This is a genomic window from Niallia sp. (assembly GCF_031978665.1).
Classification (GTDB): Bacteria; Bacillota; Bacilli; order Bacillales; family Cytobacillaceae; genus Niallia.
The window spans coordinates 99,599-118,464 of sequence record NZ_DALZDK010000011.1 but is presented as its reverse complement, the minus strand read 5'-3'; the positions used below and the strand labels follow the sequence as shown (position 1 = coordinate 118,464).

Sequence of the window (18,866 nt, the reverse complement as noted above, 5' to 3'; positions counted from 1 at the left end):
ATCTTCGTTTTATCCAAGAAGGAGACCTTTCACCAGATGGAAAAGGCACAATTACGTTTGCAAAAGGAATTGAAGTAGGTCATGTCTTTAAGCTGGGTACTCGTTATAGTGAAGCAATGGGTTCTACTTATTTAGATGAAAACGGTAGAAGCCAAGCTCTTATTATGGGTTGCTATGGAATTGGTGTTTCAAGAACGATGGCAGCAATCGTGGAGCAATTTAATGATGAAAGAGGAATTGTATGGCCAAATGCTGTAGCACCATTTGATGTTCATTTAATTACGGTGAATACAAAAGATGATGCCCAAAATGAGTTAACAGATAAATTATATACTGCATTAAAAGCTAATCGCTTAGATGTATTAGTAGACGATCGTGCAGAGCGTGCGGGTGTAAAATTTGCTGACTCTGATTTAATTGGTTTACCAATTCGTATAACAGTTGGGAAAAAAGCATCTGAAGGAATTGTCGAAGTGAAAGTAAGAAGTACAGGAGAAATGCTAGAAGTTCATGAAAGTGAACTTGTAGCAACTATCCTTCGTTTAACGCAAGTAGAGGGATAATTTGAAAAAGATAAAAGAAAAAGATTTAGCACTTGGCTAAATCTTTTTCTTTTTGTGTATTCGATTGTATGCTAAACTGCATTAAGTAAAAGAACAGATTTTCTGTGCTATAATAATTTTTATAGATTTTAGCAAGATTGGAAGGAGCGACATAAATGAGTGATATACAGGGGAAAGTAGATCGTTTCCAGATTTTGCTGCAACAATTGCAATTAACGGACGATCAATATGTTTCCCATTTTCGCAACGCCAGCATTGAAAAAATTGTTGTCGAAAAGCGGTCCAAAAAATGGCATTTTCATTTTTTATTTGACGATATCATTCCATTTCAAGTCTATCAATTATTTACTGCAAAGTTAAAAAGTAGCTTTTCACATATTGCTACCATTACGTATGATATTCGAGTAAGAAATGGAATCGTCACAGATGTATTAATTCGTGACTATTGGTCAGCTTGTATTGAAGAAATGCAAGGAATTTCGCCGCCGTTATTAAAACTATTAAATGAGCAAGTACCCCAATTTAATGGGAATAAGCTAACTATCCAAGTTAGAAATGAGATGGAAGGCTTAGCAATCAAACGAAAATATGCTAGCTTGATTACGGATGCCTATCAGTATTTTGGCTTTCCAGCAATGAGTTTAGATACAGAGATAGTAGAGGAAAAATCGAATTCAGAGTATGAACAATTTTTACTTGCGAAACAAAAAGAGGATGAGGAGAGAGGAAAGCAAGCTCTACTAGACATTCAAAAGATGGAAGCGGAGAAAGAAGCTGGAGACTCACCGATACCAAGTGGTCCATTAACAATTGGATTAACGATTAAGGATGATAGTGATTATCGTCGCATGGAAGAGATAGTAGATGAAGAGAGACGTGTTACCGTTCAAGGATATGTCTTTTTTGCAGAAACGAAAGAGCTTCGCAGTGGCCGAACCCTTCTAACCTTTAAAATAACAGATTACACAAGTTCTATTCTTGTAAAAATGTTCTCTCGTGATAAAGAAGATGCAGCACTTTTCCAATTAGTCAAAAAGGGCATGTGGCTTAGAGCACGTGGAAGCATTCAAAATGATACATTCGTTCGCGATTTAGTGATGATTGGAAATGATTTAAATGAAATTAAGCCAGTGGAGCGGAAAGATACAGCTAAAGAGGATGAAAAACGAGTAGAGTTACATCTTCATACCCCAATGAGTCAAATGGATGCTGTTTCATCGGTAGCTACCCTTGTTGGTCAAGCAAAAAAATGGGGGCATAAAGCGATTGCTATTACAGATCACGCTGTTGCTCAATCTTTCCCAGAAGCATTTGGTGCTGGAAAGAAAAACGATGTTAAAATTCTTTACGGAGTTGAAATGAATCTAGTAGACGACGGAGTTCCGATTGCCTATAATCCAAAGGATATTGTGCTAGAGGATGCTACCTATGTTGTGTTCGACGTAGAGACGACAGGACTTTCAGCCGTGTATAACACGATTATTGAGCTTGCAGCAGTGAAGATTCATAATGGGGAAATCATTGATCGGTTCGAGTCCTTTGCGAATCCTCATCATCGTCTTTCTGCCACAACCATTAATTTAACGGGAATTACTGATGATATGGTAGAAAGTGCACCTGAAATTGATATCGTTTTACGAAAGTTTGCAGAGTGGACAGGCGATAGTATTTTAGTTGCCCATAATGCTTCGTTCGACGTTGGTTTTTTAAATGTCGGATACCAGAAGGCTGGTTTGCCAAAATCGACAAATGCGGTCATCGATACGTTGGAATTAGGTAGATTCTTATATCCTGAAATGAAAAATCACCGGTTGAATACGTTAGCGAAGAAATTTGATATCGAATTAACCCAGCATCACCGCGCTATTTATGATGCAGAGGCGACAGGGTATCTTGCTTTGAAAATGCTGAAGGATGCTTCTGAAAAGGGAATTCTTAATCATAATCAATTAAATGATAATATGGGGCAGGGAAATGCATACCAAAGAGCTCGTCCTTACCACTGTACCGTCCTTGCGCAAACCGAGGTTGGCTTAAAAAATCTATTTAAGCTCGTATCAATTGCCCATATTAATTACTTCTATCGTGTTCCTCGTATTCCGAGATCTGTACTGCAAAAATATAGAGAAGGTTTGCTAGTAGGCTCAGCCTGCGATAAAGGGGAAGTCTTTGAAGCGATGATGCAAAAGGCTCCTGAGGAAGTAGAAGATATTGCTCCATTTTATGATTATTTAGAGGTAATGCCAAAAGAGGTTTACGCTCATTTAATCGAAATGGAGCTAGTGCAAGATGAAAAAGCGTTAGAAGAAATAATCGGTAATATCGTAAAGTTAGGCGATAAATTAGACATTCCTGTTGTCGCAACAGGAAATGTTCATTATCAAAATCCCAATGATAAGATTTATCGAGAAATTTTGGTTGGGTCACAAGGTGGAGCGAATCCACTGAACCGCCATAAGCTTCCAGATGTACATTTCCGGACAACGAATGAAATGCTGGACTGCTTCAGTTTCCTCGGCCCAGAGAAGGCAAAGGAAATAGTCGTCACAAATACAAATAAAGTAGCCGATATGATTGATGTCATTAAACCAATCAAGGATGATCTTTATACACCAAAAATTGAAGGCTCAGAAGAAGAAATGCGTGAAATGAGTTATGGAATGGCGAGACGAATTTACGGGGATGAACTTCCTGAAATCGTAGAAGCTCGTTTAGAAAAAGAACTGAAAAGTATCATTGGACATGGATTTGCCGTTATTTATTTGATTTCGCATAAACTCGTGAAAAAATCATTAGATGATGGATATTTAGTAGGTTCCCGTGGATCAGTAGGTTCTTCCTTTGTTGCAACAATGACAGAGATAACCGAGGTTAATCCGCTTCCGCCTCATTATATATGCGCAGAATGTAAATATTCGGAGTTCTTTAATGATGGTTCTGTTGGTTCTGGATTTGATTTGCCTGACAAGAATTGCCCAAATTGTGGGGCTCGCCTGAAGAAAGATGGCCATGATATTCCGTTTGAAACCTTCCTTGGATTTAAAGGAGATAAGGTTCCCGATATTGATTTGAGTGCGCCACGTTATCAATTGAAAAGATTGGTCACTAGCTTTTGCTAGGAGAACTGTTAACTCAAAGTGTGGAATGATAGGGTAACGCCTTGAAACACACTCACTGAATCTGCGGCAAGCGAAGGAGACAATGTAAATAGTTGAACTCGTTTGAAGCCCGCTAAAGTCGGCTGAAGTTTACCCTAACACATATTGGTGAGGCAAGACCCTAATAGGGTTGTAAACGATAGGCCGGGTGTCTACAAAACTTCTATGGTTAGTATGGATAGAGTTATCTGGACGAATCCTCGACTGACTCTTCGTGAATGTCACTAAGTAGAAATGCTTAGGGGTCCTAATAGGACTTTCTAGTGTGGATGAGTAAACGTTAGGTTATGAAAATCCATATAGCTTTATAGGAGCTATCAAGCTAGACGGAGTTTAGAGGAAACCTACGGAAGTATGTATAGATAGAGTTAACGGAACGTGGGAAGCTTCGGAGACTTGAGGTGATTACACACCGATTGAAAGTCGTTCTTCAAAAAGCTCAGCTTGAGTACAATGAAGATTTGTCGAAGTGGCAGTAAAGCCGTAGTACCGATTGTAGGAACTGCTGATGACGACCAAATATACTGAATAGGTCCGAGGGAAAAACAGTTCTGAGGGAAGGGCTTAAGTCGTCTTTTACGATACAAATCCTACACAAGTCAGTATTCTTGTATGACTAAATAGAAACGAAAGCCTTTCTTGGAGGTGATTAGTTGGCTGACTTAATGGTTCAAAAGCTAAGAAATTAAGAATACTTTAATGTTCAAGAAACATTTGACGATTTTTATGCTGAGGCTTTGTTATAGCTGATTGTTGATTGTAATGTTTATGATAAATAACAGGTGAAATTACGCTTAAATTAGGAAATATCCATATTTTCTTAAAATTAAGGGGAGTTTTTCCGTTTATCTTCTCCAAATCTTTGTTTTTTGTCTTATTTAGAGCATTTATCCGGAATATCTCCGCTTATATCTGCTACTTATGCTCGTTTTATAGACATTAGCCGGAAATTTTCCACCTATAATTTCTCATACCTACAAGATAATCAACAATGAATGATAACAGAACCGGTGCTGAAAGTAAAAGTGGAAAATATTTTAAAAAGCTGTACGATTTAATCATCTCAGAAGAAAATATTCTGCTCGCTTATCGTAACTTGAAAAGGAACACTGGAAGAAGAACAATTGGTCAAACTATTATCATGTCAATACACTAGACGCCAAAGAATTAAAGAAACTCAATACACTACGCAAGGTTGTAGGACTCCAAGCGTTAGTGGTTTAAATTATCGTAAATATAAAGACGATAGAGCGCCGTATGACACCGAAAGGGTCACGTGCGGTGTGGGGCAGGGGAAAAGCTAGAGATGACATCAAAGGCTTACCTATTGCCATATTTTTCCGGAGAATATCAACCAACGGCACATAACTACACAAAAGTACTATTCGGTGAAGAGTATGTGTACCGTGCAGGAACAATTGGTACTGTTGCTGATAAAACGGCATATGGCTATGTTAAGGCATATCAAAACGATAATAATCTGCAAATTCGCGGAGCGGAAATCGACCGATTAGCATCTGGATGTACAGGTGTTAAACGTACAACTGGACAGCATCCAGGGGGTATCATTGTTATTCCAGATTATATGGATGTATATGATTTTACGCCAATTCAATTTCCAGCGGATGATCGGAATTCTGAATGGAAAACAACCCATTTTGATTTCCATTCCATCCATGATAATGTTCTAAAGCTAGATATACTAGGGCACGATGATCCGACTGTTATCAGAATGCTTCAAGATTTAAGTGGTATCGATCCGAAGACGATTCCGACAGATGATCCTGAAGTAATGAAAATTTTTAGTGGGACTGAGTCCCTTGGAGTAACACCAGAACAAATTTATTGTAAAACTGGTACATTTGGTATTCCTGAGTTTGGAACAAAATTTGTTCGACAAATGCTAGAAGATACAAAGCCAACAACCTTTTCTGAATTAGTACAGATTTCTGGTCTATCTCACGGTACGGATGTTTGGTTAGGAAATGCTCAAGAACTTATTCATAATAATATTTGTAATTTAAGTGAAGTTATCGGATGTCGTGATGACATTATGGTTTACCTCATCTATCAAGGATTAGAACCAAGTTTCGCTTTCAAAATCATGGAAAGCGTTCGTAAAGGGAAAGGTCTATCAGATGAGATGGAAGAAGAAATGAGAAAGAACGAAGTACCTGAATGGTATATTGATTCTTGTAAAAAGATAAAATATATGTTCCCTAAGGCGCATGCCGCTGCCTATGTCTTAATGGCAGTGAGAATTGCCTATTTCAAAGTGCATCATGCATTGCTTTATTACGCTGCTTATTTCACTGTTCGTGCAGATGATTTTGATGTTGATGCAATGGTGAAAGGCTCCCATAGTATTAAAGCAGTAATAGATGATATTAGTTCAAAAGGGTTGGATGCATCAACAAAAGAGAAGAACTTGTTAACCGTAATGGAGCTAGCTTTTGAAATGGTAGAAAGAGGCTATTCCTTTAAGAAGGTCGATTTATATAAATCCAGTGCTACTGAATTTATTATTGAAGGGAACTCTCTTATTCCGCCATTTAACAGTATCCCCGGATTAGGAACGAATGCTGCGATTAATATTGTCGAAGCAAGAAAAAATGGGGAATTTTTATCGAAAGAGGATCTACAGCAACGCGGAAAAGTTTCCAAAACGATTATGCAATATCTTGACAATCACGGATGCTTAGCTGATATGCCAGATCAAAACCAGCTTTCCTTATTCTAAAAATGTATTTAGAAATAGGAAGAAACGTTGAAGCAACGGACTTTCATTTGCATAAATGAAGCGGTTATGGTATAGTTTAATTGGAAATACTAAGAATAACTTTCGCGAATGGAGAGTGGGGCAACCCACTCTTTCCTGTTTGTATTAGGGTTTTTTCTATATGAAACAAATTAGCGAATGGTATCGCACTAATTTGGTGGATGAGCAACAAGTGTACATATTTTAGTTTGCTAAGTTGACTCTAAAAACATAATAAGGTTCCTTGCTTAAGGAGGGAAAAATGTTGAGCAAAGTAACACAAATAGTGGAAGAAATGGTACATCCCATTTTAGATGAACTACATTTAGAATTAGTAGATGTCGAATATGTAAAAGAGGGACCAAACTGGTTTTTACGTGTGTATATAGACAAAGAAACTGGTGTGGATATTGATGAATGTGCAGTCGTTAGTGAAAAACTGAGTGAAAAGTTAGATGAAGTCGACCCGATTTCAGAAAACTACTTTCTAGAGGTTTCTTCACCTGGAGCAGAACGACCATTGAAAAAAGACAAAGATTTCGAAAAAGCGATTGGGAAAAATGTTCATATTAAAACATATGAACCAATTGAAAAGGAAAAAACCTTCGAAGGAATCTTAACTGCTTTTGATGGCAAAACAGTGACAGTCGAAGTGAAAATTAAGACGAGAAAGAAAATGATTGAGATACCATACGAAAAGGTTGCAAAAGCAAGGCTTGCAGTTACTTTTTGATATTTTATAAAGACCTTAAAGAAGCTTTAGAAAAAGCTTCGTTACTTTACGGTCAGCTTATTATTTATAATAGAGAATAAAGGGGGATACACGCTCATGAGCAGTGAATTAGTTGATGCTCTAGTGTTACTTGAAAAAGAAAAAGGAATATCGCGAGAAGTGATCATGGATGCAATTGAAGCAGCTTTGATCTCTGCTTATCGTCGAAATTTTAACCAAGCACAAAACGTACGAATCGATTTAAATTTAGGTGCAGGTTCTATGCGTGTGTTTGCTAGAAAAGAAGTGGTAGATGAAGTATTTGATCCACGTCTTGAAATTTCTTTGGAAGATGCACAAAAAATTAATCCGAACTATGAAGTAGAAGATGTTGTAGAACTTGAAGTTACACCAAAAGATTTTGGGCGTATTGCTGCTCAAACAGCTAAACAAGTAGTAACACAAAGAGTTCGCGAGGCGGAAAGAGGAATTATTTATTCCGAATTTATCGATCGCGAAGAAGATATCATGACGGGGATTGTTCAACGCCAAGACAGTAAATTTATTTACGTAAGTTTAGGCAAAATTGAAGCAATCTTGCCAACAAATGAGCAAATGCCGAATGAGCATTATAAACCACATGATCGAATCAAAGTGTTCTTAACAAAAGTGGAAAAGACAACAAAAGGTCCACAAATCTTTGTTTCGAGAACGCATCCTGGTTTACTAAAAAGATTATTTGAGATGGAAGTGCCAGAAATTTATGATGGCACAGTTGAAATTAAATCAGTTGCTCGTGAAGCGGGAGATCGTTCCAAGATTTCCGTTCATTCTGATAACGAAGAAGTAGATCCGGTAGGTTCATGCGTTGGTCCTAAAGGAACTCGTGTACAGACGATTGTGAATGAGTTAAAAGGGGAAAAGATCGATATTGTTAAGTGGTCTAGTGATCCGACAGTATTCGTCGCAAATGCTTTAAGTCCTTCAAAAGTATTAGAAGTAATGGTGAATGAAGAAGACAAAGCAACAACGGTTATTGTTCCAGATTATCAATTGTCATTAGCAATCGGTAAGAGAGGACAAAATGCGCGCTTAGCAGCAAAGCTTACAGGCTGGAAAATTGATATCAAATCTGAATCAGAAGCAAGAGAAGCTGGAATTTATCCAACAGAAAACTCATTAATTAAATTTGATGATGTGGGTGAAGAAGAGGATGATTTCCGTTTAAACACGGAAGATTTCGAGATCTGAGGTGAATGTTTGTGAACAAACCAAGAAAAGTACCAATGCGTAAATGTGTTGCTACCGGTGAAATGAAGCCGAAAAAAGAATTAGTTCGCATCGTTCGTTCCAAAGAAGGGGATGTATCCGTCGATTTAACAGGGAAAAAATCCGGTCGTGGAGCATACCTTTCATTGGATAGAGAAGCAGTACTATTAGCCAAGAAGAAGAATATTCTTTCTAATCAGCTAGAAGTTACAGTAGATGATTCCGTCTATGAAGAGCTGTTAGAACTAATAGATAAGGAGCAAAGACAATCCAAATGAACGATAACAAGTGGATGTCATTACTTGGCTTAGCAAATCGAGCGCGGAAAATAACCTCAGGTGAGGAATTGACCGTAAAAGAAATTAGAAGCGGTAATGCAAAGCTAATATTATTGTCGGAAGATGCGTCACAAAACACGACAAAGAAAATCACAGATAAATGCCGTTCCTATAAAGTACCAGTAAAGCTTGTTTCAAATAGGGAAATCCTAGGGAAAGCAATAGGGAAAGAGGAACGAGTGGTTGTCGCTGTTTTGGATAATGGATTTGCAAAAAAACTTTTAACGCTGCTCGATTAATTCTAGCGGGGGTGAAATGATGAGTAAAGTGCGAGTATATGAATACGCAAAACAATATAACATTTCAAGCAAGGATGTTATTGCTAAATTAAAAGAGATGAACGTAGAAGTCTCAAACCATATGACAACATTGGAAGAGGACACAATAAAAAAATTAGATAGTGTATATAATAAAAAGAACGAAGAAAATAAGCCAAAAGCACCGGCTCAAAAATCGGCTGCTAAAAATATCGCAGACGAGTATGAAAAAGAAAGCGATGAAATGGCTGAAAAGGGGAAAGTAAATCAATCTGTGAAAAATACTAAAGATAATAAACCAGGGTTTAATAAACCAAAAAACAACAACAATAATAACAATAATAATAAAAATAGAAACAACAACCGTAAAGGGAAGCAAAATGCTGCTCCAGTAGTGCCACCTGCACCGAAAAAGGAAAAAGAATTACCGGAAAAAATTACATTCAGTGAGTCTTTAACCGTTGCTGAATTAGCAAAAAAATTGCATCGTGAACCATCTGAAATCATCAAAAAATTATTCCTTCTTGGTGTAATGGCAACAATCAACCAAGAATTAGATAAAGATGCAATCGAGTTAATCTGTACGGATTACGGGGTTGAAGTTGAAGAAGAAATTAAAATCGATACAACAGACCTAGAAGTTTACTTTGCAGATGATGAAAATGCAGAATTAGTAGAGCGTCCATCTGTTGTTACAATTATGGGACACGTTGACCACGGAAAAACAACATTGCTTGACAGTATTCGTAATACAAAAGTAACAGCAGGAGAAGCTGGTGGTATTACACAGCATATCGGTGCATATCAAATTGAAGAAAATGGCAAGAAGATTACATTCCTTGATACACCAGGACACGCAGCCTTTACAACAATGCGTGCACGTGGTGCAAAAATCACTGATATAACAATTCTTGTTGTAGCTGCTGATGATGGTGTTATGCCACAAACAGTCGAAGCAATCAACCATGCGAAGGCTGCTGAGGTTCCAATTATTGTTGCAGTCAATAAAATGGATAAACCAACAGCAAATCCTGATCGAGTAATGCAGGAATTAACAGAACATGGATTAGTACCGGAAGCTTGGGGTGGGGAAACTATCTTTGTACCACTTTCCGCATTAACAGGAGAAGGTATTGATTCCTTACTTGAAATGATTCTATTAGTAAGTGAAGTAGAAGAATATAAAGCAAATCCAAGCCGAAACGCGGTTGGAACGGTTATTGAAGCAGAGTTAGATAAAGGTAAAGGTTCTGTAGCAACTTTACTTGTCCAAAATGGAACATTGCGCATTGGAGATCCAATTGTAGTTGGTAATACATTTGGTCGTGTTCGTGCAATGGTTAACGATTTAGGTAGACGTGTAAAATCAGCTGGACCATCTACGCCTGTTGAAATTACTGGTTTAAATGAGGTTCCACAAGCTGGTGATCGCTTTGTTGTCTTCAATGATGAGAAAACAGCAAGACAAGTGGGAGAAGCTCGTTCTACACAAGCAATTCAAGCACAAAGATCAGAGAAAACAAGAATCAGTCTTGATAATCTGTTTGAACATATGAAACAAGGGGAAATGAAAGATATTAATATCGTTCTTAAAGCCGATGTTCAAGGTTCAGCAGAAGCGTTAGCAGCCGCTCTTTATAAAATTGAAGTAGAAGGCGTAAACGTTAAAATCATTCATACTGGTGTTGGGGCAATTAATGAATCAGATATTACACTTGCAGCAGCATCAAATGCGATTGTAATCGGATTTAACGTACGTCCTGATGTAAATGCAAAAAGAGCTGCAGATGCAGAGGAAGTAGATGTACGATTACACCGTATTATCTATAAAGTAATTGAAGAAATTGAAGCTGCGATGAAAGGAATGCTTGATCCTGAATTCCAAGAAAAAATTATTGGTCAGGCTGAAATTCGTCAAACATTCAAAGTTTCGAAAATCGGAACAATTGCCGGTTCATATGTAACAGACGGAAAAATTACAAGAGACAGCGGAATCCGTTTAATCCGTGATGGTATTGTAATTTTCGAAGGCGAAATCGATGCATTAAAACGCTTCAAAGACGACGCTAAAGAAGTAGCTCAAGGCTACGAGTGTGGTATCACAATCAAAAACTTTAACGATGTTAAAGAAGGCGATATTATCGAAGCATATGTAATGGAAGAAATTGAGCGTAAATGATAATCGGTTTAATGACAGTGGAATGCATCATTTATGATGCCCACTCATTAAAAGAAAAGCGGGCAGTTCTGCAAAGAATTATGACCCGCTTAAAGCAAAAATTTAATATCTCTATTTCAGAGGTTGACTTTCAAGATACTTGGCAAAGAACAAAGCTTGCTATTGTTACGGTTGCTTCTGCACGCGTTTCAGTTGAAGGTGTGCTGCAGCAAGCTCAGCAATTTATTGATTCTTTCCCTGAAATTGAGAGAACATTGACAGATATAGAATGGCTTTAATAAAATGAGGTGAATTGCGCGATGAGTCTAAGACCAAATCGTGTTGGTGAACAAATGAAGAAGGAATTGGGCGAGATTATCAGTCGTAAGATAAAAGATCCTCGCATCGGATTCGTAACGGTAACAGATGTTAACGTTACTGGTGACCTTCAACAAGCGACCGTGTATATTTCCGTACTTGGAGATCAAGAACAACGTGAAAATACGCTAAAAGGGTTGGCGAAAGCGAAAGGCTTTATCCGTTCAGAAATTGGACAACGAATTCGTTTACGCAAAACTCCTGAAATTACTTTTGAATTTGATGAGTCGATAGATTACGGAAATAGAATTGATACATTATTGCATCAAATCGCAAAAGAAAATCCGTCTAGTAACGACGAAAGATAAGATGTAGAAATAAGTATGCTCCTATCGGACTTTTTCCATAATGGTTATGGATATGGGACGGTAGGAGTTTTTTTATAGAGGCTTAAATAAAGTTAACTTTCGAACAAAGCCCGTTGATTTCCGTTCCAGGAACTTGCTTTCCGCGGGGAGGGATGCGAGCCTCCTCGGCTTTGCCTGTGGGGTCTCTCATTTCCCTCATCTCCCGCAGGAGTCAAGTTCCCTCCACTACAATCAACTCAGAATTTTAAATGACATTACTAGAAAGAGCAAAATTTATTTTCGCATTAATTATTTAATTTATAAATGAATAAAGGATGAGGTATATGGAAGGGATTTTACCGCTATGGAAGCCGAAGGGGCTTACTTCACATGATTGTGTTTTTCGTTTACGTAAGATCTTACATATGAAAAGAATTGGTCATACTGGGACATTGGATCCAGATGTAACGGGTGTATTGCCGATTTGTTTAGGGAGAGCAACGAAAATAGCTGAATATATAACAGATGCAGGCAAAGAATACGTAGGGGAAGTAACAATTGGTTACTCTACTACAACGGAGGACCGTTCTGGAGAAAAAGTAGAGGAAAAAAACGTAACAGAAATCATTACTAGAGATAAAATAGAAGCGATATTACAAGAATTAACAGGTACAATTACGCAAACACCGCCGATGTATTCTGCTGTTAAAGTAAATGGAAAAAGACTATATGAATATGCAAGACAAGGATTAGTGATTGAACGACCTTCAAGACAAGTGACCATTTATGCATTGGAATTAATAGAGGAATGGAAGGCACTAAAGGGTGATACCGTATCCTTTCGTTTTAAAGTAAGCTGCAGTAAGGGAACATATATTAGAACGCTTGCTGTGATGATAGGAGAAAAATTAGGGTATCCTGCTCATATGTCAGACTTATCTAGAACTCGTTCTGCAACATTCACGGAGAAAGAATGTGTAACTTTTGAAGAGCTTGAAGAATATGTAGAAAAAGGGGTTCTTGACAAGTTTATTTACCCGATTGAAGACGCGCTTTTACATTTGCCGAAATATGAAATAAATGATACATTAGCTATGAAGGTACGAAACGGAACGGTATTAGAAGCTCCTGGTCATTTATTGGATGAAAAGGAGCCAATTGTCATTCAAAAAACATCTGGTGAAGCGTTAGCGATATATGTTCAGCATCCAACCAAAAAAGGATTAATAAAACCATCCAAAATATTAAAAATCTTGGAGTAATGAATCAATGCTTCGCACACCTTGTAAAGTGTGACAAAAAGGATAAAGAAATTTGAGCTAGAAAAGGTGAGTAGCGTAGTGAAGATAGTTAGAATAAATCATTCAGAACGAAATAAAGAGCATGATTATCCGCCAATTTCCATCGCGTTAGGTTCATTTGACGGTGTGCATCTTGGCCATCAAAAAGTAATTGGCGAAGCAAAAAGAGTAGCCGATCAAAATGGCTGGAGCAGTGCTGTTATGACATTTGATCCCCATCCTTCTATTGTGCTTGGTGGGAAAACGAAAAAGATAGATTACTTAACCTCTTTTGAATCAAAGGTTGAACAATTAGCAAAATTGGGAATTGATTATTTATTTATTGTTGATTTCACGATTGAATTTGCTAGTTTACCACCTCAAGCATTCGTTGATACGTATTTAATTGGCTTAAATGTAAAGCATGTTGTAGCAGGGTTTGATTATACGTATGGCAAGAAAGCGCAAGGGACTGCCGAAACCCTTTCTGAACATTCCCGGGGACAATACGAAACAACTATCATTGGGAAAGAAACCTTTGGAGGGGAAAAAGTAAGTTCCACATTAATTCGTTCCCTCATCAATAATGGGGATATGGAAAAAGTTCCTGCCTTATTAGGAAGATATTATTCGGTAAAAGGCACCGTTATTCATGGAGACAAGCGTGGAAGAACAATTGGTTTTCCAACGGCAAATGTGAAACAATCGAATGATGTTATTTTGCCGCCACTCGGTGTATATGCTGTCCGCTTATTTGTAAATGGAAAGTGGCATGAAGGAGTATGTAATTTAGGCACGAAACCAACCTTCCATCCAGAGGACAAAACAGCTAGCATCGAAGTCCATATATTCGACTTCCATCAAGATATTTATGGTCATTCCGTTACAGTAGAATGGCATAAGCGCATAAGAAGCGAACAAAAATTCAATGGAATCGACGAATTAGTAGCCCAAATAGAAAAAGATAAGCAAACCGCTTTACAATATTTCTATGATAAAGCGCAATAAACGTAAAAAATACTAGAATAATTCAGAGAAAAGATGGAAATACTATTATATATTCCGCACAGTAAGTTTGAAAGAAACTAGTAATTGTAAATGTTAGTTAGCTTTTTAATTGATTTTATAGAATCAAAACTGATGTTCAAGCCTGCGGCATCTATTAGTACTAACTTTTTGCAAAACTATTTGTTATGGTATTTCGTTATTTTTAAAAATAATAGCTTTTGTCTTGATTTTTCACAAGAAAACAGGTATTCTTAAATACGTACTAAAAACAACCTTTGCTTGGCAAATCGAATCACCAACGTTTTGCTCGGAAATTGGGGATAAGTGAAATAGAATTAGGAGGTGAAACAGGATGGCAATCACTCAAGAACGTAAAAACGAACTTATCAATGAGTACAAAATGCATGAGAACGATACTGGATCTCCAGAAGTTCAAATCGCTGTCCTTACTGAGTCAATCAATAACTTGAATGAACATTTACGTACACATAAAAAGGATCATCACTCACGTCGTGGTCTTTTGAAAATGGTAGGTAGACGTCGTAATCTTTTAACTTACCTACGTAATAAAGACGTTCAACGTTACCGTGTTTTAATTAACAAACTTGGTTTACGTAGATAGTTAAAAAAGCGGGATATTTTTTCCCGCTTTTTTATTGTAAATAAATGCGAATCTAACATATGGTTTCTATAGATTACATAAATTAATTTCGTTTTTTAGTTACATAAAATGTGTATACTAGTAGAAGAGAAATGGAAGGATAGTATTCTTTATTTTATAAGAAAACGTAGGTTTTAGGTAGTACTTTTAGCCGGAAACCTCCATGAAGTGAATGAGTAGAGAGGGGTTTATGAATGGGACAAGATAAGCATGTCTATTCCATTGACTGGGCTGGAAGAAAGCTTACAGTCGAAATTGGACAATTAGCAAAACAAGCAAATGGTGCAGTGCTCGTACGATATGGTGATACTGCTGTATTAAGCACAGCGACTGCTTCAAAAGAACCGAAAAACTTAGACTTCTTTCCATTAACAGTAAACTATGAAGAACGCCTGTATGCAGTGGGTAAAATTCCAGGTGGCTTCATCAAAAGAGAAGGACGTCCAAGTGAAAGAGCAATTCTTGCAAGCCGCTTAATCGATAGACCAATCCGACCATTATTTGCTGATGGATTCCGTAATGAAGTACAAGTAGTCAGCTTAGTAATGAGTGTGGATCAAGATTGTACATCTGAAATGGCAGCAATGTTTGGGTCATCACTAGCATTATCTGTTTCTGACATACCATTTGGCGGACCAATCGCTGGTGTTTATGTTGGAAGAATCGATGGCGAATTTGTCATCAATCCAACAGTAGAGCAAGCAGAGAAAAGTGATATTAACCTTGCAGTTGCAGGAACAAAGGATGCAATTAACATGGTTGAAGCTGGTGCAGATGAAGTACCAGAAGAAGTAATGCTTGAAGCAATTATGTTTGGTCATGATGAAATTAAACGCCTAATCGCTTTCCAAGAAAAAATTGCTGAAGAGATTGGCAAAGAAAAGACAGAAGTTGTTCTGTATGTATTAGATAAGGACATCGAAGCGGACGTTCGTGCATTATGTGAAAGCGAAATGCTAGATGCGATTCGTGTACAAGAGAAGCACGCTCGTGAAGCTGCTATTAAAGAAGTGAAAAATTCTGTTCTAGCGAAATATGAAGCAGAAGAAACAGAAGAAGAAGACTTAAAGCAAGTGAAAGCAATTTTAGATAAATTAGTAAAAAATGAAGTTCGCCGTTTAATTACAGAAGACAAGGTTCGCCCAGATGGACGTGGATTAGAAGAAATCCGCCCACTATCTTCTGAAGTTCATTTATTACCAAGAACACATGGTTCTGGTCTATTCACTCGTGGACAAACTCAAGCATTAAGCATTTGTACATTAGGCGCTTTAGGGGATGTACAAATATTGGACGGTCTTGGTGTAGAAGAAGAGAAACGTTTTATGCATCATTATAATTTCCCGAATTTCAGTGTTGGTGAAACTGGACCAATGCGTGGACCTGGACGAAGAGAAATCGGCCATGGTGCTTTAGGGGAAAGAGCGTTAGAACCAATTATCCCTTCAGAAAAAGACTTCCCATATACGATTCGCCTTGTATCAGAAGTATTAGAATCAAATGGTTCTACTTCTCAGGCTAGTATTTGTGCAAGTACACTTGCAATGATGGATGCTGGGGTGCCTATTAAAGCGCCTGTTGCAGGTATTGCGATGGGACTTATTAAATCTGGAGAATATTATAGTATTTTAACAGATATTCAAGGGATGGAAGATCATTTAGGTGATATGGACTTTAAAGTAGCTGGTACTTCTAAAGGGGTAACGGCACTTCAAATGGACATTAAAATTGACGGATTATCTCGTGAAATTTTAGAAGAGGCATTACAACAAGCGAAAATTGGTCGTATGCAGATTCTTGAATCCATGATGGCAACGATCAATACACCGAGAGAAGCATTGTCTTCTTATGCACCAAAAATCTTAATGATGTCTATTAATCCAGACAAAATTCGTGATGTTATTGGACCAAGCGGTAAACAAATCAATAAAATCATTGAAGAAACTGGCGTTAAAATCGATATCGAACAAGATGGTACAGTATTCATTTCTTCTGTTGATGATGAGATGAATGCAAAAGCCAAAAAAATTATTGAAGATATTGTCCGTGAAGTAGTAGTCGGAGAAATGTATCTTGGTAAAGTAAAACGAATCGAGAAATTCGGTTGCTTCGTTGAAATCTTTAATGGTAAAGACGGACTTGTTCATATTTCAGAGCTTGCTGAAGAAAGAATTGGCAAAGTAGAAGATGTTGTTGCAATCGGTGATGAAATCCTTGTGAAAGTTACGGAAATCGATAAACAAGGTAGAGTAAATTTATCACGTAAAGCCGTTTTGAAAGAACAAAAAGAACAAGCAGAGAATGCTAAAAACTAATTAAAGTATGAAATAAAAAGATGATGGATAAAAACTGTTAATAGTTTTTATCCGTCATCTTTTTTTATGGAATGAAAAAAGCCATCTTGAACCAAAATAATAGGGAATAAGGATAAGCTATTGTCTATATTTTCGCGTTCTACCTTGTCCTTTATTATCATACTGTAGTAATTAGGAGGGGAAAAGGTGATGAAGAAAGTAATTGCACTAGTAGGGATTCTTGCTATATCTTGGTTTCTAGTTAATAATCCTTTAGCTAATACATATGTTAGTACATTACAAGAAAATTCAGTCGCAGTAACAGCAGATTCCTTATATACAACCATTAGTGATAAAGCAAAGGAATATGAAAAGAAACCGATTGATGCAAAATTAGATCCTGTATGGAAAGCAATTCCTGGATTAAATGGACTAAAGGTCAATGTAGATGCATCATATAAAAAGATGAAAAAACAGAAGAAATTTGCTGAACAAAAACTAGTCTTTCAGCAAGTGAAGCCCCAAATTACATTAGCTGACTTACCACCTGCCCCCATTTATAAAGGGAATCCAGACAAAGAGACGGTAAGCTTCATAATAAATGTGGCATGGGGGAACGAGTTTCTGCCTGATATTTTAGCAACATTGAAAAAACATCATGTAAAGGCAAGCTTTTTCATGGAGGGGAGATGGGTCCAAAAAAACCCCGACCTTGCAAAAATGATTGCAGAAGCTGGTCATGAACTCGGAAATCATTCCTATACGCACCCTGATATGAGTAAAATAAGTAGCAGCAAAATTCATGAGGAAATAGTAAAAACAAATGATGTAATAGAAGCAACAACAGGCGAGCAAGTAACTTTGTTGGCACCACCAAGCGGTTATTTTAATAATGAAGTAGTGAAAATTGCGGATCAGCAGAAGCTTAAAACAGTAATATGGTCTGTAGATACGATTGATTGGCAAAAACCAAGCCCTGATACATTGCTTAAAAGAGTTCTCGGAAAAATCCATAATGGAGCTCTAATCCTCATGCATCCAACCGAAGTGACGACAAATAGTCTTGAGCGATTAATTATTGAAATTGAGAATAAAGGGTATAAAATCGATACAGTCAGTGACATGCTTAGTGAAGAAAGAGAAAGCGTTAATACAAAAAAATAGTACTTCGTTCCATCTTATAGTATTCTATAAGAAGAAAAACGGTTTGTAAGGGTTGTTTGCTTCATTATTATGTATATTTATGTTGATTGAAGTGTAAGCTTTAACTTCTGTGGGAATGAAGGAACTGGGAGCGTCTGCAGCAATATTTCCGAAGAAGTTTCCCTGCTAAAAAACATGGAAAGGGATTTCAACAAGTTTCATAAAGAAGAATCAACATACCATGTCCCTTATAAAGGGAAGTAATCGTTATTTCATATTTTAAACCTGCATATGTTATGATTATAATCAAACAATGTTTTGGAAAAAATAAGAGGAATAAGATATACTAGCAGTCGCAACTATTTTTTACAACTTGGTAGAAGAACAGGAGGAACATAATTGATCAAAAGATATACTTGCCAAAATGGAGTAAGAATCGTATTGGAAAACATACCGACCGTTCGCTCTGTTGCTATTGGCGTATGGATTGGCACAGGGTCTCGGAAAGAGGATGAAAAAAATAATGGGGTATCTCATTTTTTAGAGCATATGTTTTTTAAAGGAACAAAAACACGCAGTGCAAGAGAAATTGCAGAATCATT

Annotated in this window: 14 protein-coding genes and 2 pseudogenes; all 16 read left to right on the top strand. The window is 37.2% G+C overall.

Annotated features, from left to right (window positions below; all coding sequences use genetic code 11):
* A partial coding sequence (locus RTL21_RS08240) for a His/Gly/Thr/Pro-type tRNA ligase C-terminal domain-containing protein (protein ID WP_312095146.1) occupies positions 1-563 on the top strand: 563 nt, incomplete at its 5' end.
* A gap of 155 nt (positions 564-718) precedes the next feature.
* Positions 719-3,637: pseudogene (locus tag RTL21_RS08235) on the top strand (PolC-type DNA polymerase III); the annotation flags it as partial.
* A gap of 1,420 nt (positions 3,638-5,057) precedes the next feature.
* Positions 5,058-6,461: pseudogene (locus RTL21_RS08230) on the top strand (PolC-type DNA polymerase III); the annotation flags it as partial.
* Between the two features lie 280 nt (positions 6,462-6,741).
* Positions 6,742-7,212 (top strand): ribosome maturation factor RimP, encoded by a 471-nt coding sequence (gene rimP, locus RTL21_RS08225; RefSeq protein WP_312095144.1) that lies wholly within the window; start codon positions 6,742-6,744, stop codon positions 7,210-7,212.
* A gap of 96 nt (positions 7,213-7,308) precedes the next feature.
* The gene (gene nusA / locus RTL21_RS08220) at positions 7,309-8,442 is read left to right on the top strand and encodes a transcription termination factor NusA (protein WP_312095142.1); all 1,134 of its coding nucleotides are present in this window, start codon (positions 7,309-7,311) and stop codon (positions 8,440-8,442) included.
* 11 nt (positions 8,443-8,453) lie between these two features.
* Complete coding sequence (rnpM, locus tag RTL21_RS08215; protein WP_312095140.1) at positions 8,454-8,738, top strand: RNase P modulator RnpM; 285 nt, start codon at positions 8,454-8,456, stop codon at positions 8,736-8,738.
* Positions 8,735-9,037, top strand: coding sequence for a YlxQ family RNA-binding protein (locus RTL21_RS08210; protein WP_312095138.1), 303 nt, complete (start codon positions 8,735-8,737; stop codon positions 9,035-9,037). The genes rnpM and RTL21_RS08210 overlap by 4 nt, the downstream gene beginning before the upstream one ends.
* Positions 9,038-9,056: 19 nt before the next feature.
* Positions 9,057-11,234 (top strand): translation initiation factor IF-2, encoded by a 2,178-nt coding sequence (infB, locus tag RTL21_RS08205; protein WP_312095136.1) that lies wholly within the window; start codon positions 9,057-9,059, stop codon positions 11,232-11,234.
* Positions 11,231-11,512 (top strand): DUF503 domain-containing protein, encoded by a 282-nt coding sequence (locus tag RTL21_RS08200; RefSeq protein ID WP_312095134.1) that lies wholly within the window; start codon positions 11,231-11,233, stop codon positions 11,510-11,512. Before infB ends, RTL21_RS08200 begins: the two co-directional genes overlap by 4 nt.
* Positions 11,513-11,533: 21 nt before the next feature.
* Positions 11,534-11,899: a 30S ribosome-binding factor RbfA gene (rbfA, locus tag RTL21_RS08195; RefSeq protein ID WP_312095132.1), complete on the top strand. Its 366-nt coding sequence runs from the start codon at positions 11,534-11,536 to the stop codon at positions 11,897-11,899.
* A 323-nt stretch (positions 11,900-12,222) separates the two neighbouring features.
* The gene (truB, locus tag RTL21_RS08190; protein WP_312095130.1) at positions 12,223-13,140 is read left to right on the top strand and encodes a tRNA pseudouridine(55) synthase TruB; all 918 of its coding nucleotides are present in this window, start codon (positions 12,223-12,225) and stop codon (positions 13,138-13,140) included.
* Positions 13,141-13,218: 78 nt separating this feature from the next.
* Positions 13,219-14,166, top strand: coding sequence for a bifunctional riboflavin kinase/FAD synthetase (gene ribF, locus RTL21_RS08185; RefSeq protein ID WP_312095128.1), 948 nt, complete (start codon positions 13,219-13,221; stop codon positions 14,164-14,166).
* A 352-nt stretch (positions 14,167-14,518) separates the two neighbouring features.
* On the top strand, positions 14,519-14,788 hold the full coding sequence (rpsO, locus tag RTL21_RS08180) for a 30S ribosomal protein S15 (protein WP_312095126.1): 270 nt from the start codon (positions 14,519-14,521) through the stop codon (positions 14,786-14,788).
* A 233-nt stretch (positions 14,789-15,021) separates the two neighbouring features.
* Positions 15,022-17,142, top strand: coding sequence for a polyribonucleotide nucleotidyltransferase (gene pnp / locus RTL21_RS08175; protein WP_312095124.1), 2,121 nt, complete (start codon positions 15,022-15,024; stop codon positions 17,140-17,142).
* Positions 17,143-17,331: 189 nt separating this feature from the next.
* Complete coding sequence (locus RTL21_RS08170) at positions 17,332-18,285, top strand: polysaccharide deacetylase family protein (RefSeq protein ID WP_312095122.1); 954 nt, start codon at positions 17,332-17,334, stop codon at positions 18,283-18,285.
* A 378-nt stretch (positions 18,286-18,663) separates the two neighbouring features.
* The coding region (locus RTL21_RS08165) for an insulinase family protein (protein WP_312095120.1) at positions 18,664-18,866 on the top strand (203 nt) is incomplete at its 3' end.

Excerpts from the sequence above, each read along its gene's own strand:
- RTL21_RS08200 (WP_312095134.1), top strand. The coding sequence starts at position 11,231 with ATGATAATCGGTTTAATGACAGTGGAATGCATCATTTATGATGCCCAC.
- rpsO (WP_312095126.1), top strand. The coding sequence starts at position 14,519 with ATGGCAATCACTCAAGAACGTAAAAACGAACTTATCAATGAGTACAAA.
- nusA (WP_312095142.1), top strand. The coding sequence starts at position 7,309 with ATGAGCAGTGAATTAGTTGATGCTCTAGTGTTACTTGAAAAAGAAAAA.
- pnp (WP_312095124.1), top strand. The coding sequence starts at position 15,022 with ATGGGACAAGATAAGCATGTCTATTCCATTGACTGGGCTGGAAGAAAG.
- RTL21_RS08210 (WP_312095138.1), top strand. The coding sequence starts at position 8,735 with ATGAACGATAACAAGTGGATGTCATTACTTGGCTTAGCAAATCGAGCG.
- RTL21_RS08170 (WP_312095122.1), top strand. The coding sequence starts at position 17,332 with ATGAAGAAAGTAATTGCACTAGTAGGGATTCTTGCTATATCTTGGTTT.
- infB (WP_312095136.1), top strand. The coding sequence starts at position 9,057 with ATGAGTAAAGTGCGAGTATATGAATACGCAAAACAATATAACATTTCA.
- truB (WP_312095130.1), top strand. The coding sequence starts at position 12,223 with ATGGAAGGGATTTTACCGCTATGGAAGCCGAAGGGGCTTACTTCACAT.
- rimP (WP_312095144.1), top strand. The coding sequence starts at position 6,742 with ATGTTGAGCAAAGTAACACAAATAGTGGAAGAAATGGTACATCCCATT.
- rbfA (WP_312095132.1), top strand. The coding sequence starts at position 11,534 with ATGAGTCTAAGACCAAATCGTGTTGGTGAACAAATGAAGAAGGAATTG.